Source organism: Cellvibrio sp. (genome assembly GCF_053579595.1).
In genome coordinates this window covers 1-16808 of sequence record NZ_JBRFPI010000051.1, presented here as the reverse complement: position 1 = coordinate 16808, position 16808 = coordinate 1, and the positions used below count along the sequence as shown (strand labels likewise).

Sequence of the window (16808 nt, the reverse complement as noted above, 5' to 3'; positions counted from 1 at the left end):
CGGTTTAACTGCTGCATTTTTAATTGCCGGGATTTCCGCTTACAGAATATTGAAAGATGACCACAAACCAGCACCGCGCCTCGCGCTGAAAAATGCCACCATCGCCGCTGCGTTTTTAATTCCACTGCAAATATTTCTCGGCGATATGCACGGGCTTAACACCCTAAAACATCAACCCGCAAAAATTGCGGCGATGGAAGCGGTATGGCATACCGAGAAAAATGTGCCCTTGGTGTTATTTGCCATTCCCGACAAAGAAACCCAAAGCAATAAATACGCAATTCAAATTCCCAACATGGCGAGTATTATTCTAACGCACACCAGTGATGGTGAACTCAAAGGTTTAAACGAGTTCCCCGATGCACACCCACCGGTGGCGCCATTATTTTATGGTTTCCGCATCATGGTAGGTGTGGGCATGCTCATGTTACTGGTGTCATGGGTTGGCTGCTGGCAACTTTATCGCCGCAATGAAATATCGCCACTGATGCTAAAAGTATTTGTCGGCATGACATTCTCCGGCTGGATTGCGACACTTGCCGGCTGGTACGTCACCGAGATCGGTCGTCAACCCTGGTTAGTGACCGGTGTATTGAAAACGGTTGATGCGGTTACCAGCACACCTGCTAGCAATGTCGGTACATCATTGGCGATTTATTTAACACTCTATGTAGTACTGCTATTTGCCTATATTCGCACACTGTTTGTAATGGCGAGAAAAGCCGTGCTGGTCGATCGCGTAGAAGAAATTGATACGCTGCAAGAAAAACTCGTCGAAGAAAATCTGTGAGGAAAACATCATGACCGATATCAGCACCTTGTCCGGCGAAGCATTTTGGTTACCCGTTATTTTTATTGGTTTGATGGGGCTAGCATTTTTTATTTACGCGATTCTCGATGGTTACGATTTAGGGGTCGGAATTTTATTGCCAAATGATTCCGAAGAGCAGCGCGATACCATGATCGCGAGTATCGGCCCATTTTGGGACGCTAACGAAACCTGGTTGGTATTAGGCATTGGAATCTTGTTGATTGCATTCCCCTTGGCGCACAGCATGATTTTACTGAATTTATATCTACCGGTAACCGCAATGCTTGCAGGGTTAATTTTACGCGGCGTTGCATTCGACTTTCGCGCAAAAGCACCGGAAGACCATAAAAGATTGTGGGATCACGTCTTCCAGGCTGGTTCATTGCTAGCCACCCTGGCGCAAGGCTATATGCTTGGCCTCTTTGTAATGGGATTTGAAAATACATTGGCAGCACATTTGTTTGCCATCCTCAGCGCGATTTGTGTAACTGCTGGCTACACCTTTATCGGTGCAGCTTGGTTAATAATGAAAACGGAGGGCGATTTGCAAAAACGGGCCGCTTGGTGGGCGCGCCGCTGTGCATGGTTAATGGCGCTGGGAATTATTGCGGTCTCTATCGTTAATCCATTTGTCAGCAATATTATTTTCGACAAATGGTTTGGCACTCCACTAGTGATGATTTTGTGGGTAATTCCGGTGTTTTGTTTTGTGTTGTTTTTTATTGTTGATCGCTACTTGCGCCTATTCCCCTATCCCAACGACTTCGGTTGCTGGATTCCTTTCGCATCGGCCGCGATGATTTTCTTGTTAAGTTTTATCGGTTTGGCTTACAGTTTTTATCCCTATGTTGTGCCAAACAAATTGGATATCTGGCAAGCCGCCAGTGCGCCGGAGTCGCTGATGTTTATTTTGTACGGTGTTATCGTCGTATTACCGACTATTCTCGGTTACACCTTTTTTTCATACAAGGTGTTTCATGGCAAGGCGACGCAGTTGAAGTATTACTGAGACTGGCCCCTTACCTTCTGCAGGATCACCGAATCCAGGTTATTCGGTAAGTTAGATAATCTGGATTCTTACTGTACGCGTTGCGAGATGAACTTCCCGCAAAAAATAACCGAGCCCGACAATTAACGTCAGGGTTGATGCGGTAAATAAAAAGCTGATCACCCATTTAAATTCCGCTTGCAATAACACCTGCAGAAAAATCACCGCAATCACTGTGCAGACCAATAATGCTGAACAGGTACAAGCAGTAATCGCCAAGCTGGCGTAATGACGGCGACGCTCAAGGCGACTCAATTCTTTTTGAAAAATATCGGGATTATTTTGTAAATGCAGCGGTAGCTCTTGTTCGGTGAGGCTGCGCCCGCGGTCAATGATGCGCGCGAGCCGGGCTGCCATCACGTTCAATAAACCGGCGATACCGGTTAATAAGAATACCGGTGCAAGCGCAAGCTGGATCGCGTGGGCGACATCGCTAAAGCTCATCATTACTTCAGGGGTGGAACTCATTAGCTGTCTCTCAGAAATTTTTTTAGTGTCAATGCATTAGACCGTGCTAGCTAGGACTTATGCCGTTTAATCGCCTGTTGCAATTGGCTCAGCGTAACGCTGCGCGCGAGCCCCTGGCTTTTGCTGATGTGTTTGGTCATGGCTTTGCGTGCCTGGCTTTTATTTTTGGCGCGGATTAATTGGCAAATCGCAAAATGTTCTTCGCAGGTTTCGATGACGGATTGACGATCAGGAAATCCTAACCGGCGCAGGATGCGGATATTGTTGTTGATATCGCGCAGGTAATTGGCCAGCACCGGGTTGCCGCTGCCGATGGCGATGCCGATGTGAAAAGCTTCTTCGCGCGCTTTGATTTCTTCCATATCCAATTCATCGTCCAGGCGCTCGGCATTCCAATCTTCTTGCAGCGCATCCAGATCCTCATCTTCCATATGATCGCAAGCGAGTTCGACGGCGCTGGCCTCGAGCATGATGCGCACGTCGTAATACTGACTGATGGTTTCTATATCCACCGAGCGCACAAAACAGCCCTGCTTGGGCATGATGGTGATTTGGCCTTCGGTTTCCAGGCGCTGCAAAGCGGCGCGCACCGGGGTGCGGCTGACTTGAAAATCCTCGGCGATTTCAGATTCAGTAAGGCGTGTGCCGGGGTAGATCTCAAAATCGATAATCTTTTGTTTCAACTGGTCGTACACCAGTTGTGCCGCTGATTTGGGGGTTGTCAAAACACCTGCTCCGTTTGCTGATCTGCGTTTGCTGACACGCCGGTAGTTTGATGGTAATAGATGCATGGTAGGCGAGCACCTACACCTTGTAAACCAAGGCCGCTAACGCCTTAAAGTACCGCACCTATCGCCCTGCGGCGGTGCAAGATGCCAAGACAAAGCGTTGGTTTAGTGCTGTCGCACAGCTAATCCTCAATCGCACACTTACCGAAGCTTACACGCCCACCCGACAAAATCCTCAAATAATTCATCTGCTTACCCATCATGCTCTAGCTCATTTTTCGAGCTGGCACAGGTTATGCAAAACACATCGTTGTATACAACGATGAACATCAAAACGAGGAAATGCTCATGAGGATCGCACCAACAATAATCGCGAAGACCCTACTCACTAGCACCAGCGGCCTTGCCCTGCTGTTGCTTGCCAGCACCACCATCGCCCAATCGTCCGTTGTATTCAAGGGCGAGCTGGATGTTTACGCCAGCGATTATGAACCAGCCGGTGATGACGATGCGGAAGGCACCCAAGGTATCCAATCCAATGGCATGACCACTTCCTGGTTGGGTGCGCACGGCAAACACGAACTGGGCAATGGCTTGACTGCCATCGCTGGGGTGGAGATGTTTTTCCAGCCCGATTCCGCGGAGCAGGGGCGTTTTGACGACGATATCTTTTTTGCCCGCAGCGCCTATGTCGGTCTGGCGGGAGGATTTGGCGAAGTGAAGATGGGGCGCACCACCAGCCTCTATTTTTTATCGACCATTTTGTTTAACCCCTTTGGCGACTCCTTTGCCTTCTCGCCGATGATCCTGATGGGATATGGCGGCGGCGGGCTTTATGGCGACACCGGCTGGAGTGATTCAGTGGTCTACAGCCTGCCCAAAATGGGCAATTTCAATACCAGTATCGCCTACGCCTTCGGCGAGGAAGAGGGAGATACCAGCACCAACAAAATCGCTGCCAATGCCTTTTATACATCCGGCAACCTCGGCCTGACCGCCGCCGTGCAGAAAGTTTCCGGTACCCAGCCGGGCGCAACCAGTTTGCCTATGGATGACAGCCAGACCGCCGCCATTGCGGGGCTGAGTTATGCCATCGGCAAAAGCACGGTTTATGCGCAGTACCAATTACTGCGCGATGAGCTTGCCACCGGCGATATCGACCGCGACACGCTAGTGCTAAGCGCCTCTATTGCCGCCGGCCCCGGCTCCGTCTACCTCAGCTACGGCTTGACCGAAACCAGCACCGCCACTGACGAGTACGACCGCAATATCTACACACTGGTCTACAACCTGCCACTGACCAGCCAGTTTGATACTTACGCCGCCTATACCAGCGATGACCCCGACCTGGCCGAGCAGACCGGCCACACGCTCGGCGTTGGCGCCCGCTTCCGTTTTTAACCTTTTATTGATGTACGGGAAGAACCGCTTATGACGACCTACCTCTTGCCTGCCGAACCAGCGCCACTGGTGCTGGAATTCGCCAAAACCGCGCTGGTGATTATCGATATGCAGCGCGATTTTCTCGAACCCGGCGGGTTCGGTGCGAGCCTGGGTAACGATGTGAGCCTGCTGCGCTCGGCGATCGCCCCCTGCCAACAATTACTGGCGGCGGCGCGCGCGGCGAAGTTGCTCGTCATTCACACGCGGGAAGGACACCTGCCGGATTTAAGCGATGCTCCGCCCGCCAAGATCGAGCGGGGCACACCGGCCTTGCGGATCGGCAGCCCCGGCCCTATGGGGCGGATTCTGATTCGCGGCGAGCCGGGCCACAGCATTATTCCCGAATTGGCACCGATCGACGGCGAAATCGTGATCGATAAACCGGGCAAGGGCGCGTTTTATCACACCGATCTGGGCGAGCTACTCAAGGAGCGCAAGATCGAAAACCTGCTGGTATGCGGCGTCACCACCGAAGTCTGCGTGCATACCACCGTGCGCGAGGCAAATGACCGCGGTTACCGCTGCGTGGTGGTGAGCGATGCCTGCGCCTCTTACTTTCCTGAATTTCACCGTGTTGCCGTGGCGATGATATCGGCGCAGGGCGGCATTTTCGGCTGGGTCGCCACCACCGCGCCCCTTGTCAACGGCATTCACCGGGCTCACCACGCGACATAACCACTATCGCTGGCGCCTTTTACCGCTGCATCACATTCCGGCCACAAGAGTCAGGCCTACTAACACTTTGGAGGGTACCGCTATGCAAACTATCAAACCCGCGCTTTGGGTACCGGGCGATTGGAACGCCTTGTTCGGTTTTGGCACCAATATCCTGGTTAACCTGCTGGTACTTACAGGACTGCTGCGCTTTGTATTGCAGATGCCCGACGACATCGTCTTTGGCCGAATACTACCTGCGGTGGGGCTAATGATGTGTTTGAGCACGCTCTATTACGCTTACCTCGCCTACAAGCTGGCGAAAGAAACAGGGCGCACCGATGTCTGCGCCCTGCCTTCGGGCATTAGCGTGCCGCATATGTTTGTGGTGGTGTTTGTGATTATGCTGCCCATCAGCCTCACCACCGGCGACCCCATCAAAGGCTGGGAGGCGGGTCTGACCTGGGTGTTTGTGCAGAGTTTTGTGCTGATGATCGGTGGCTACATCGCCCCTTACATCCGCAAAATTACCCCGCGCGCCGCACTGTTGGGAACTCTGGCCGGTGTGTCCATTGCGTTTATTTCGCTGCGCCCGGCGCTGGAAATGTTTATGACCCCGGTGATTGGCGTGGTCTGTTTTGCCATTATCTTATTAAGCTGGTTTGGCGGGGTGCGCTATTTCAAAGGTATTCCTGCAGGCCTGGTAGCCATTGCAGTGGGAACGTTAATCGCCTGGGGCTCAACCGCTATCGGCCTCAATTTTGGTGGACTCACCCTGCAGGGGCTGACCCAATCGCTCACCAGTTTTGGCTTCTCGGTGCCCATCCCCGCCGTTGGCCATGTGTTTTCCGGGTTTGAATTTATCGGGATCATCCTCGTCACCGCGATCCCCTTCGGCATCTACGATCTGGTCGAAGCCATGGACAACGTGGAGAGCGCCGCCGTCGCCGGCGACAGCTACCCCACCACCCGTGTGCTCACGGCCGATGGCGTGATCAGCCTGATCGGCTGCTGCATGGGCAACCCTTTTATCAATGCGGTTTACATCGGCCACCCCGGCTGGAAATCCATGGGCGGCGGCATTGGCTATTCCGCCGCGACGGGCATTGCGGTGCTGGTGCTCTGTTGGCTGGGTATTATTGCGGTGTTTTCCTCGGCGATTCCGCTGGTGGCCATCTCGCCCATCCTGCTCTACATCGGCATGCTGATCGGCTCGCAAGCGTTTCAGGAAAGCCCCAAATCCCACGCGCCCGCGATTATTGTTTCACTCATGCCGCACCTCGCTGCCTGGGGCAAATTGCAAATCGATAATGTACTCGGTGCAGCCGGCACCAGCGCTGCCGCCGTCGGCATGGATAAGCTCGCGCAAAACGGAGTGCTCTATGAAGGATTATCGGTACTGGGCGGTGGCGCGATTCTGGGGGGCTTGATGCTCGGCGCCATTACCGCGTTTATTATCGACCGCAACTTCATTAAAGCTGGGGCATTTGCTTGCGCGAGTGCAGTGCTGACGTTCTTCGGTTTAATGCACGGTGAAGCGATTGGTATTGCGGAATCACCCACGGTTGCCTTCGCCTATCTCGCGGTTGCGGGTGTTTTATTTGCCTGCGCAAAATTCAGTGTGGTATCGACCAAAGCGCCGGCAGAAGATCACGAAACAGAAATCATTGAGCCAGCACATTAATTACGGAGCGATTATGTCGATTTATTTAAACAGCACACCCTACAAATGGCCCTACGATGGAGATCTGCGCCCGGCAAATACCGCGCTGATTATTATCGACATGCAAACGGATTTTTGCGGCAAAGGCGGTTACGTGGACACCATGGGTTACGACATCAATTTAACGCGCGCACCGATTGAACCATTGCGGAAATTATTGCCGGCGCTGCGCGCCGCCGGCTTCCACATTATCCACACCCGCGAGGGGCATAGACCGGACCTCGCCGATTTACCCGCAAACAAACGCTGGCGCTCGCGGCAAATCGGCGCGGGTATTGGCGATGAAGGCCCCTGCGGAAAAATTTTAATTCGCGGCGAACCGGGCTGGGAAATTATTCCCGAGCTGGCACCCATCGCCGGTGAAGTGATAATCGACAAACCCGGCAAAGGTTCTTTCTACGCAACGGATTTGGAAATGGTGCTACACCTGCGCGGCATTAAAAATATTATTCTCACCGGCATCACCACCGATGTGTGCGTGCACACCACCATGCGCGAAGCCAATGATCGCGGTTTTGAATGCGTGCTGCTCAGCGACTGCTGCGCCGCAACCGACCCCGCCAATCACGCGGCGGCATTGGCGATGATCCACATGCAGGGCGGCGTATTCGGTGCCGTCGCCACTTCAACCGATTTACTCGCCGCACTGGAAACCTAGGAGAAACGCATGGAAGAACACGCGGAAAAAAAATTGGTGTGGAGCGATTTATTATCAATGGATTTCGATTCACCCACATTGCATTGGCAGGACTTTCGCAAAGGAGTAGACATGCTGCCCCTCCACGGTGACCCAACGCAAGGATGCTCCTGCGCCCTGCTCCGCTACCAACCCGGCGCCCACATTCCACGCCATCTGCACGTGGGAATGGAATTTTTATTAATCTTGCGGGGCAGCCAACGCGATGAACGCGGCCAGTATCACGCAGGCACTTTTTTAATTAATCCGGCAACGAGTAGCCATGAAATTTTTAGCGAGGAAGGTTGTGTGGTGTTGGCGGTGTGGGAGAAGCCGGTGAAATTTATAAGTGCTGCAGACTAGAGTTGTAGGGACGCCGCTTGCTGCGCCCAATCCATCCGATAAAAGAAAAAGACCAAACAAAAAGACAGGGCGCAGCAAGCAGCGCCCCTAGGTGGCAGATCGTAACTCGTGGTTTTGTGGAATACTTAAGCGTAGCAGATTTATTAAGAATTTTTTGTTTTCAGATAATGCCGAAAACTAGTCCATAGCTCAGTTAGAGCCAGCAAGACCAATGAAATTGAGCTAGCGTATGCCAGATAACCACCGAGCAGTATTTTTTCAGACCAAAGCGTAACGCTAAATACTACATACAGTGCAGCACCGCTAAAAAGCAAGAACCCGGCAGCTGTTTTAATTTTTGTAGGGCTTTTTCGCGTTGCAAAAAACATAGCAAATGGAGCTATTAAAGCCAGAGCATTTAGCCATGAACCAATCTCCTTAGATGACTTAAATACATATTGCTTTTCTACAACCATTTCAAATTGTGCTTCAGCATCTTGTTTATCACTCGTTGTGCATTGCGATAGCGGAAAAAATAGGCAGCACATTAATAATACGGAGAAAAAGAACTTTAGTTTTACGATAATGGTCATTTCTTTTTCCTGCTAAACGTTCGGCTCAGCCACAGATTGCAAGTCGCGCATGTAATAAATCTAGCGCAACGATATTGCATAAGCGCCACCTACAATTCGTCATGTGCAATGCCTTGATAATTACTTGCTGTTACTGATTTGCGTTTCAATAGAGCTGTCCAATAACTCTTCGGTATCCGAAGAGTAACTAAATGATTGAACTACCCAAAAACGTTCTTGCTTATAAAAACGAAAATGTATCTCAAATGGCTGCATTTCACTTAAACATATGTATACATCTTTTCTTATTCTTTGAATAAGTGTTTTAGAGGCCAATTTTTCGCAGTTTGTGGGGCTTCCAACCTGCTGAATGAAAGATGCAAATTGGAGTTTTGTACGATCAACATCAGCCCTCTTGTCAGCGAAAAATTTGTTACTTGATATTGCATAATCGAAAGCTTCATTTGTTTTCTTTGCAACAAGTAATGAGATTGTCTTTTTTATTACAGCATCCGGTTCTATACCCTCTGCGACAGCAGAAGCACTCACTGATAGTGCGAGCACACTCAAAAACACCTTAAACATAAACTTCCCCTTGTTGCTCATTGATATCAGCGGGTAGATTTTAAATTCAGCTTACGGAATACTTTTGGACAGTAGGATTCTATTCCTTAGCACATCCGACTGTTATAGAGTTTTTAAAATTGATTTGGCAATAATTTTTTTTGTTACTATTTGACTATTTACCAACTCAACAAAAACTTCACTCTCACTTACCACTTCATAAGTTGCTTGTGCTGTAGGAACAACTTCAACTACTGACTCAATATAAGTAGCATTGAGCGGTGTAATAGTCACAACTTTTACCGCTGTTTGCTTATAACTATAGCCAGGAATCGATTTCCATGCGTTTGCCATCCCTTCAATATACTCCTTTTTGGTTAGCTCGGAAGTAGAGACCTTTGCACCAGAAGAGCTTTCGATATGCATTTTAACGTCATCTGCCAGTTTTTCCGAAAGGCATTCAACGCTCTTTTTCTCAAAACAGTCATTTACAGAAGAAATGTATGTATTAATACTTTGCTGCGTAATTTTTACCGCATTTGACTCAGTTGCTGAAGCAGTAGGAATGACAAAAATCAATAACAAATAAAATGCAGCTTTCATTGAATCAATCTCATTTTTTATATAACGAATGATATGTGCCACTTACACACAGCTATGCACTGGCGTTACTTATCGATGATGCCACAATCACGAGAGGAGCAATTTTCATGAATCTTACACCACTCAGTATCGATGCCGCGAACGAAAAAATAGCCAAAAAAACACATCCTCAAAATCAGAAGATTAGCGTTATGCGGATGGCCAGGTATCTTGCGGCGATAAAACTTTCTTTGACCCACCGTCTAAATGCTCAACCAACCCTTTGGGGTAGTGATCATTCATCTCACTCCGCGTATGCACAAATTCCAAATTCGGACCAAAAAAACACGTATTACTTAAGCCCAAGAGTTCGTAGATAATTTCTGGCAGTTTATCATTAAGGATTGGGCGGTCAAATGTAATTCCCGTTATGCCGGTAGCTGAATCGCCCGAAAATGACATGCAATCACAAATATCACCAACTTTTGATACAAACTCCAGCCCGAAATCCCCCTCTACAATCTCTCCATACTTTTTTAAAATTCCTACAAGGTCGCCATAAGGTATGCTACCGATATCGCCATTCTCAAATTTAAGCAGATATACTTTATAACCCATTCAACTCACCCAGCTTTTTTCCCCAAAGGCATTGCCGATATTCAGGTTGTCACCGCGAGAACTATTCGGCTGCTCACTACGCGAACATCGTAAAATCCATCCATAACATTATTAAACGGCACATAATACTATTGCCGCAGCAAGGTTTTCTCTTGCTCGACGTTCTAACAGCTCGCAAAAATAGGCGTGATGATAAATATTTTCCCTCGCCAAAAATCCCTGCAGAATTTCTTTGCGTTTGTTTTTAAAAATGAATGACGGAACCCACTGGTATTCCTTTCGCACATTAGCTTCAAATGCTTGATAAATATCCTCAGGCGCACCCAGTATTGCCAGATCAATATCAACGACCAATCTCTCATCATTACCAATCAATTCGGCCGAATGGCAGGTTGCCATAATCAGCTTATGAACTCGCTGAATAATCTCAGCGGAAATATCATTTGCCGCAAGAAATTTCGCACACCAATTAGCGCTATCCAATTCATTGGTGGAAGACATGGGTTTATATATCGCATCGTGAAACCACAAGGCCAATTCTACTTCTGCAGGATGTTCGGCCAAATGTTGCGCAGCATCGAAATGCTGTAGGCAGGCGTTGATGTGAGCATCGCTGTGATAATGGCGATGTTTTTCGGTGTATGCGCGAATAAGCTCAGCATAGGTTGATTGGTTATCTGCCAGCCCAAATTGCCGCATTAATTCAATCCAGCGAAGTTGTTCCATCAGGCTAATCCTGACTCTTTATTCACTGCTGTATCCAAATCAACAGGAGCAATTTTTGCTGCTATGGATTTTTCTTGCAAGGCGACAAAGCAATACGTTGGCGAGGGACTTGCGTAATCGGAGTCAACGAAAAGCTGCAAAGAAGACATGAGTCTGTCCTTTCTTGATAAGTGAAAGCCAAGGATAGTGCTATGTCATTTGCAGCCAGTCAATATGGAAATGGTTTGTTGGTTCCCGGCCAACCAGCCAAGTAAGTAACCTTCCTGTGCGGCTATGCCGATACTAAGCGATCAAACCCCTTTGCATAGCTGCAAAGGGGTTCGAGTGATTTAACGCAGAACTTCCTTAGAGATAACCCACCTTTTTACCAAAGGCGATTATGTTAGTGCCGTATTCACCGCCCCATACATAACCAGTACGACGCTCTTCAGACATTTTGGTGATGTCATAAAATTTGCTGCCGTCACGGTCACTGAAGAAGCCGCGATTGCTGTTCAGGTCGTAGAAGCGATACCACATTTTGCTACCGGCTTTCGGGATGATCGGATTCACTTTCGCTTTCGATCTGTCGTAGGTGTAGCCTTCGAGGTAAGTATTCGGGCTATTAAACCAATTCAATGCGGCCTTCACTGCTTTTTGCACATCGGCAGTTTGCGGTTGTGTCATCAGGAAGCCAATCACACCAATAGATTCACTGCCACTGAGTGATTCCAATTCATAGGCGCGCGCTTTCTTCGGTAAATAATCCGTTGCACCATGCTGTGCACACCAGACGGTCAGCGTGCCGTTTTGTTTCCACTGCGCTTTCAAAATATAGTCAGTGCCTTTGGCGACAGCAGTTTTGAAGCGCGCGCGGTCAGCATCGCTGAAGGTATCGTTATCGAACGGCGCCATTTTTTTCGCAGCGAAATCCAGCACGGTTAACGCGTAGGCCATGCCGTTATCGTTGAAGGTTGCGTGATCCGCATAACCGCCTTTGAGTGGATAAAATTGTGGCAAAGCTCCGGTGCTGTATTGCGAACTCACAATAAAGTTGGCCGCACGGCGCACCGCATCGCGGTATTTGGTATTGCCACCGGTTTTATAAATTTCGGCGAGATAAACCATTTCGGTAATGGTCGCGCCATTATCGATGGTACCGCTGTCGCTACCGCCGTTGCCTGCGCTCACTGAGTTGTAATCCAGATTTTTTGGCCAGCCGCCGTTCGTTAATTGATAAGACAACACAACATCTGCGCGCGAGCTATTCCACTTGGTGCGCGCGTTGCGCAACCAACTGGCGACCGGATTACCATCCAATGTCAGCATCGCACCGCCACCTGTTGCAGGTGCGGAACTGCTTGCCGCACTGGAGCTGGATTTTACCGATGAAGCAACACTGCTACTGCTTACTGCACCTGCGCATGTTCCTGCTTTGGTGGATGCGCCTTCAATTTTCATTGAGTCGATATTTGCGAGGCCATCGGCAGTGAGCGCGGTAAGTTGCAAACTGTTATTGCCTTGTACTAAATCGATTTCCACGCTCGCGGTTTGCCAATCGGCCCAGCTCGCTGTAGGTGGTAATTGCACGGTGTAATTACCGTTGCTGCCGCCGTTAATCACCAGCGAACCATTGCGATTGGTAGTGCCGCCATTCGCGTAGCGGAAGGTCACCGTGTGACGGGTGCTGGTGGTTGCATTAACGGCCCACACAATCGCGGCACCCTGCGCATTATTGGAGTTGGTGTAGCCATTGCCGGTAAATCCGGCATTGGTACTTTCGGTCGCAACACCGTCTACGCGACAAAAACCCGCTTGCTCTTCTTGAATCGTGAAAGTTGCGGTTGCTGGTGCAGAGCTGCTGGATTTTGGTGTGCTGGAAGGTGCTGCAGAACTGGATGATTTTGAACTGCTGATCGCACTCGATTGAATCGAGCTTGCGATTTTTGAACTCGCCACACTTGCGCTGGATTTACTGGTCGCTACTGATGAGGCCGCTGCACCACATAAACTACCATTCACTTTGGGCGCACCTGCGGTGCCGGTTGCTTGAAATCCAAAACTCGCAGAGGCTTTAGGTGCGAGTGTACCATTCCAATTTAATGCTGTAGCCGTGTAAGGATTTGATCCACTCAGCGTTGCATTCCACGCATTGGTTACACTCACGCCAGATTCTTGCCAGGACACTGACCACCCATTTACGGTAGCGGCGGTATCGTTAGTTACTGTAATTTCGCCAGTAAAGCCTGAGCCCCAATTGTTGGTGACTTTGTAAGTACATGCAGCCCAGGCGGGCGCACTGACAAGAAGGGAGATAGCAGCGGCTAGATAGACACGCGGAAAAATAAATGGGGCTTTTTTATTGTTCATAATCAGTCCAAAAATTAGTAGTGAATTTAATTGAATGTTTTATACACATCACCAACAACTTATCGTCTTGTAATTCGTTGGTTAAAAAAGCTCGCCTCAAGAGTGTTGAGGCGAGAGGGGCTAAGGCGGGCTCTCCGGCCCACCCAGTAAACACGGTATAGTTATTGCGGTCCGGCACAACGCTGAACGAGAGAAGGGACGCTTTCTGCGGCATCCAATTTGTAACTGTAGGGGGCACTGGAAAACGGCTGCACATTAAAATCTTGTCCAGATTCCTTGCGCGTTCCACCCAACCCATAATCTTTACTGCCGGACGTGTTGTCATACACGTTACCCCGAGCAGTAATATGCATGAACAAGTCATACATAAATTGGTGTGGATTTTTTACTCCTTTAAAGTAATTATTTTCAATCAATGCTGCCGCATAGGAACCAACACCAATACAGTAACTATTACCGGTAGAATTGAAAAAATTATTGTATTGATGGCCGAGTCCATACATTACCCGCGGCATACGCTGATCGACATTTTCTGCCCACCAGTTGTGATGATAGGTCACGCGCAATTTACCCCAGTCGGCAGGCTGTGTACCGCCACCGGACCCGTTCAAACTCGCGAGCCGATGATCGTTACTGCGATCACTGTAATAAAATTTTGACCATGACACAGTTTGGAAGCTGGATTGTTTTGTAATGTCTAACAATCCATCATCAGCATCTCTCACTGAAATATGGTCGTACCAAATATTCGTTGAATTGGTGGAGGCAACTGTATCGTAAGGTGCATTACCTTTTCCTTTTCCTTGAATGTGCAAATTTCTAATGATGATATTTTTTACATTTTGCATGGCAATGCCGCCGCGAATTGTTGCGTTTTTGTTGGCGCCTTGCAGGGTTTTGTTACTACCGATACTAATGACTGCTGTGCCCGTATCAATGGTTCCAGAAATAACTACCACGCGCGGAGTATCACCACTGACAGCTGACTTAAATGCATCAAGTGTTGTGACTGTAACGGGGCTAGCATTACCACCACCCGTGGTGCCGCCATTTAACGTGGCAAATCCTTCAATAGATGATGGGCAAGTCGTATTTCCAGTTGAGGATGACGAACTAGATTGGGAAGACACAGCCGGACAAGCAGCGGGAGTTATGCCATTCCCGGTAATTGCTAGATTATCGATATTGGGTAAACCATTCGCTGAATCGGCAACTACTTTTACTTGATTATTACCAGCCGCCAAAGGCAGATTTATTGCCAAGGTTTGCCATTGACTCCACGCACCAGTTACCGGGAAATCCACTGTCAGCACTTGGTTATTGTTGACAAGAATTTTGGCTCTTAGGCTATTCCCGCTTGCATTTGCAAATCGAATTTTGGCTGCATAGGTTTTCGCACCTGCTGTGTTCAAACTCCAACTCACAGATGCTGAGGAATTGTCAGGCGTATCGGTATAACCTGTTGCCGTATAGCCGGTGTTGCTGTTCTTGATAATATCGGAAGCATTGCAGAAGCCGAGATCATTTTCTTCAAAAACCCATACCGATTCGCTTGCTACCGATGAAGAACTTTTAGAACTAGTCGCAACGCTGGAACTACTAACAGCCTTGGAACTTGCCACACTAGAGACAGTACTCGACCTACTGCTCGCCGCACTGGACTTCGATGTGCTAACTGTTGCCCCACACAGACTGCCAGTCACTTTCGGCGCGCTTGCGGTACCCATAGCCTGAAATCCAAATGTAGCGGACGCATTGGGGGCGAGCGTGCCATTCCAGCTTAACGACGTCGCTGTGTAAGGGTTAGATCCGGTAAGCGTTGCGTTCCATGCATTGGTCACATTCGCGCCGGCTTCTTGCCAAGATACCGACCAATTATTCACTGTTTGCGCGGTGTCGTTAACGACCTTAATTTCAGAGGTAAACCCTGATCCCCAGTTATTGGTAACAGTGTAAGCACAGCTCGCCCATGCAGTTGGCGATATAACGGTAGCTATTAATAAAGCAAGAAGGTGATGCCGCGTGACACCCAAGGTATTAAGTTTGGTAGCCATAATGATGATTCCAGAAAATGTTAGGTTTATTTTTATCTACTCTATGCACAGAGTCCCTGCGGAATTGGATACAGCGCTATTTCCACCGCCCACCCTAAGCCTTGTCCAACATCACTTCTTCCGGTTTTATGATTTAAACTACCGCTATCCTTAGGTGATCTTCATTATTTCGCGTAAATTCACATCCATTGTGTGAGCGTGTTTAAATATGAATAGTATTTATTTCCATTTTTCTGATAAATATTCCCTGTATGCTTTGCTCACATAACAATAAATCTCGTGCCCAATTCGAGTAGATCAACATGTCAAACATCACTCAGCTCTATTCATTCGATCCAACCCGACGCGATTTTTCGCCCTATGGTCTTACCTGTGTAAATTGGCAGGCGTCATTAATGCCGCGCCCGGATCACCACAACGAAATCGAAATAAATTTTTTAACGGGCGGTTCAGTTACTTATTTATTGGGTAATAAAAAGGTGGTGGTGAATGCGGGAAGGCTCAGTTTGTTTTGGGCAGCCATACCGCATCAAATTGTCGATTTCACAGATGAAAAACCCTATTTTGTTACGACAATTCCGCTGCACAATTTTTTGCAGTGGCGATTGCCAGAGGAATTTGTGCAGGCATTGATGCAAGGGAATTTATTGTGTGAACCCGATGAGCGACGCGCGGCTGCGGACGTCAATTTATTTGAGCAATGGGTAGCGGATCTTGCACAACCCACGCGCGAAATTACCCGCCCGGTGTTGCTGGAAATACAAGCGCGCATCACCCGGCTAGCGCTGCATTATCACGTGGAAAAACGCGTGGGTAGCACGCGCAATCATCTAACGGGTTTGCCAGAAGCTGGCTTGTCAAAAGTGGAGCAGATGGCTTGTTTTATTGCGCAGCACTACACGCAAAAATTGACAGCACAACAAATCGCTGAGGTCGTCAATTTGCATCCCAGTTATGCGATGAATTTGTTTCAAAAAACCTTCGGCTCAACACTGATTAGTTTTATCACCCAACACCGTGTCGCCCATGCACAACGCCTGCTAACCACCTCCGATAAAACCGTAACCGAGATAGCGTTGCAATCCGGGTTTTCATCTATGAGTCGATTTAACGAAGCGTTTCACCAAATCAGTGGCTGCTCGCCACGGGAATATCGCAAAGCGCACGACGGTTGGGATGACGATCAACAACCTTAGGATAGCGGCGATATTCTTGATTTTCCCAGCAGTAAATCGGCAGCGACTAGACTAAGCTCGCGGGCGATTTCAATTATGCCGAACGGCCTTGTTACCGGAGTTGATCATGAAGTATCGCGCCCTTGTCGCTACCCGGATGCTCGTTGCGCTCTGCTTAGTGTTGCCCACGCTGCAACAAGCGGCACTCGCACAATCCGCGGCAAAACCGCGCGTGATAGTGCTAACCGACATAGGCAACGAACCCGACGATACCC

The 16808-nt window shown here is 48.9% G+C and carries 18 protein-coding genes; 8 read left to right on the top strand and 10 right to left on the bottom strand.

The genetic code is table 11. From position 1 onward, the window contains the following. On the top strand, window positions 1–790 hold a 790-nt coding region (locus ACWA6V_RS05145), incomplete at its 5' end, for a cytochrome ubiquinol oxidase subunit I (protein ID WP_449521478.1). A gap of 10 nt (window positions 791–800) precedes the next feature. Beyond that, window positions 801–1820 carry a cytochrome d ubiquinol oxidase subunit II gene (locus ACWA6V_RS05140; protein ID WP_449521477.1) on the top strand — a complete coding sequence of 340 codons (1020 nt, stop codon included), beginning with the start codon at window positions 801–803 and terminating at the stop codon, window positions 1818–1820. A gap of 51 nt (window positions 1821–1871) precedes the next feature. On the opposite strand, the gene ACWA6V_RS05135 is transcribed toward ACWA6V_RS05140, so the two are convergent. Both ACWA6V_RS05135 and ACWA6V_RS05130 read right to left on the bottom strand, forming a co-directional pair. After that, a complete protein-coding gene (locus tag ACWA6V_RS05135) occupies window positions 1872–2327 on the bottom strand; it encodes a DUF2721 domain-containing protein (protein ID WP_449521476.1) in 456 nt (151 codons plus the stop codon). A 50-nt stretch (window positions 2328–2377) separates the two neighbouring features. Next, a complete protein-coding gene (locus ACWA6V_RS05130) occupies window positions 2378–3052 on the bottom strand; it encodes a GntR family transcriptional regulator (RefSeq protein WP_310074140.1) in 675 nt (224 codons plus the stop codon). A gap of 351 nt (window positions 3053–3403) precedes the next feature. On the opposite strand from ACWA6V_RS05130, the gene ACWA6V_RS05125 reads away from it, so the two are divergent. The 5 genes from ACWA6V_RS05125 to ACWA6V_RS05105 all read left to right on the top strand — a co-directional run bounded on the left by ACWA6V_RS05125 (window position 3404) and on the right by ACWA6V_RS05105 (window position 7914). Beyond that, the gene (locus ACWA6V_RS05125) at window positions 3404–4456 is read left to right on the top strand and encodes a porin (protein ID WP_449521475.1); all 1053 of its coding nucleotides are present in this window, start codon (window positions 3404–3406) and stop codon (window positions 4454–4456) included. A gap of 30 nt (window positions 4457–4486) precedes the next feature. Beyond that, entirely contained in the window at window positions 4487–5173 is a 687-nt protein-coding gene (locus tag ACWA6V_RS05120) for a cysteine hydrolase family protein (RefSeq protein WP_449521474.1), read from the top strand. An 82-nt stretch (window positions 5174–5255) separates the two neighbouring features. Continuing rightward, window positions 5256–6836, top strand: coding sequence for a hypothetical protein (locus tag ACWA6V_RS05115; RefSeq protein ID WP_449521473.1), 1581 nt, complete (start codon window positions 5256–5258; stop codon window positions 6834–6836). Window positions 6837–6849: 13 nt separating this feature from the next. Beyond that, complete coding sequence (gene biuH / locus ACWA6V_RS05110) at window positions 6850–7533, top strand: biuret amidohydrolase (protein ID WP_449521472.1); 684 nt, start codon at window positions 6850–6852, stop codon at window positions 7531–7533. Window positions 7534–7542: 9 nt separating this feature from the next. Beyond that, window positions 7543–7914: a cupin domain-containing protein gene (locus tag ACWA6V_RS05105; protein WP_449521471.1), complete on the top strand. Its 372-nt coding sequence runs from the start codon at window positions 7543–7545 to the stop codon at window positions 7912–7914. Between the two features lie 143 nt (window positions 7915–8057). On the opposite strand, the gene ACWA6V_RS05100 is transcribed toward ACWA6V_RS05105, so the two are convergent. The 8 genes from ACWA6V_RS05100 to ACWA6V_RS05065 all read right to left on the bottom strand — a co-directional run bounded on the left by ACWA6V_RS05100 (window position 8058) and on the right by ACWA6V_RS05065 (window position 15358). Beyond that, on the bottom strand, window positions 8058–8486 hold the full coding sequence (locus tag ACWA6V_RS05100; RefSeq protein WP_449521470.1) for a hypothetical protein: 429 nt from the start codon (window positions 8484–8486) through the stop codon (window positions 8058–8060). 120 nt (window positions 8487–8606) lie between these two features. Continuing rightward, window positions 8607–9050 (bottom strand): hypothetical protein, encoded by a 444-nt coding sequence (locus tag ACWA6V_RS05095; protein WP_449521469.1) that lies wholly within the window; start codon window positions 9048–9050, stop codon window positions 8607–8609. A gap of 102 nt (window positions 9051–9152) precedes the next feature. Then, window positions 9153–9674 carry a hypothetical protein gene (locus ACWA6V_RS05090; RefSeq protein ID WP_449521468.1) on the bottom strand — a complete coding sequence of 174 codons (522 nt, stop codon included), beginning with the start codon at window positions 9672–9674 and terminating at the stop codon, window positions 9153–9155. A 147-nt stretch (window positions 9675–9821) separates the two neighbouring features. Then, window positions 9822–10229 carry a hypothetical protein gene (locus tag ACWA6V_RS05085; RefSeq protein ID WP_449521467.1) on the bottom strand — a complete coding sequence of 136 codons (408 nt, stop codon included), beginning with the start codon at window positions 10227–10229 and terminating at the stop codon, window positions 9822–9824. Window positions 10230–10340: 111 nt separating this feature from the next. Continuing rightward, window positions 10341–10955, bottom strand: coding sequence for an HD domain-containing protein (locus ACWA6V_RS05080; protein ID WP_449521466.1), 615 nt, complete (start codon window positions 10953–10955; stop codon window positions 10341–10343). Further along, the gene (locus tag ACWA6V_RS05075) at window positions 10955–11104 is read right to left on the bottom strand and encodes a hypothetical protein (protein WP_449521465.1); all 150 of its coding nucleotides are present in this window, start codon (window positions 11102–11104) and stop codon (window positions 10955–10957) included. The genes ACWA6V_RS05080 and ACWA6V_RS05075 overlap by 1 nt, the downstream gene beginning before the upstream one ends. 196 nt (window positions 11105–11300) lie before the next feature. Continuing rightward, window positions 11301–13304: a pectate lyase gene (gene pelA / locus ACWA6V_RS05070; protein WP_449521464.1), complete on the bottom strand. Its 2004-nt coding sequence runs from the start codon at window positions 13302–13304 to the stop codon at window positions 11301–11303. A gap of 161 nt (window positions 13305–13465) precedes the next feature. Continuing rightward, on the bottom strand, window positions 13466–15358 hold the full coding sequence (locus tag ACWA6V_RS05065; protein WP_449521463.1) for a pectate lyase family protein: 1893 nt from the start codon (window positions 15356–15358) through the stop codon (window positions 13466–13468). A gap of 302 nt (window positions 15359–15660) precedes the next feature. Between ACWA6V_RS05065 and ACWA6V_RS05060 the strand changes: the two genes are divergently transcribed. Further along, a complete protein-coding gene (locus ACWA6V_RS05060; RefSeq protein WP_449521462.1) occupies window positions 15661–16554 on the top strand; it encodes a helix-turn-helix domain-containing protein in 894 nt (297 codons plus the stop codon). Window positions 16555–16808 lie beyond the last annotated feature (254 nt).

What these genes read in the sequence shown, in the direction of transcription:
- pelA (WP_449521464.1), bottom strand. Translation starts at nt 13,304, where the DNA reads ATGAACAATAAAAAAGCCCCATTTATTTTTCCGCGTGTCTATCTAGCC.
- ACWA6V_RS05120 (WP_449521474.1), top strand. Translation starts at nt 4,487, where the DNA reads ATGACGACCTACCTCTTGCCTGCCGAACCAGCGCCACTGGTGCTGGAA.
- ACWA6V_RS05100 (WP_449521470.1), bottom strand. Translation starts at nt 8,486, where the DNA reads ATGACCATTATCGTAAAACTAAAGTTCTTTTTCTCCGTATTATTAATG.
- ACWA6V_RS05085 (WP_449521467.1), bottom strand. Translation starts at nt 10,229, where the DNA reads ATGGGTTATAAAGTATATCTGCTTAAATTTGAGAATGGCGATATCGGT.
- ACWA6V_RS05065 (WP_449521463.1), bottom strand. Translation starts at nt 15,358, where the DNA reads ATGGCTACCAAACTTAATACCTTGGGTGTCACGCGGCATCACCTTCTT.
- ACWA6V_RS05135 (WP_449521476.1), bottom strand. Translation starts at nt 2,327, where the DNA reads ATGAGTTCCACCCCTGAAGTAATGATGAGCTTTAGCGATGTCGCCCAC.
- ACWA6V_RS05140 (WP_449521477.1), top strand. Translation starts at nt 801, where the DNA reads ATGACCGATATCAGCACCTTGTCCGGCGAAGCATTTTGGTTACCCGTT.
- ACWA6V_RS05105 (WP_449521471.1), top strand. Translation starts at nt 7,543, where the DNA reads ATGGAAGAACACGCGGAAAAAAAATTGGTGTGGAGCGATTTATTATCA.
- ACWA6V_RS05080 (WP_449521466.1), bottom strand. Translation starts at nt 10,955, where the DNA reads ATGGAACAACTTCGCTGGATTGAATTAATGCGGCAATTTGGGCTGGCA.
- ACWA6V_RS05125 (WP_449521475.1), top strand. Translation starts at nt 3,404, where the DNA reads ATGAGGATCGCACCAACAATAATCGCGAAGACCCTACTCACTAGCACC.
- ACWA6V_RS05115 (WP_449521473.1), top strand. Translation starts at nt 5,256, where the DNA reads ATGCAAACTATCAAACCCGCGCTTTGGGTACCGGGCGATTGGAACGCC.
- ACWA6V_RS05060 (WP_449521462.1), top strand. Translation starts at nt 15,661, where the DNA reads ATGTCAAACATCACTCAGCTCTATTCATTCGATCCAACCCGACGCGAT.
- ACWA6V_RS05075 (WP_449521465.1), bottom strand. Translation starts at nt 11,104, where the DNA reads ATGTCTTCTTTGCAGCTTTTCGTTGACTCCGATTACGCAAGTCCCTCG.
- biuH (WP_449521472.1), top strand. Translation starts at nt 6,850, where the DNA reads ATGTCGATTTATTTAAACAGCACACCCTACAAATGGCCCTACGATGGA.
- ACWA6V_RS05095 (WP_449521469.1), bottom strand. Translation starts at nt 9,050, where the DNA reads ATGTTTAAGGTGTTTTTGAGTGTGCTCGCACTATCAGTGAGTGCTTCT.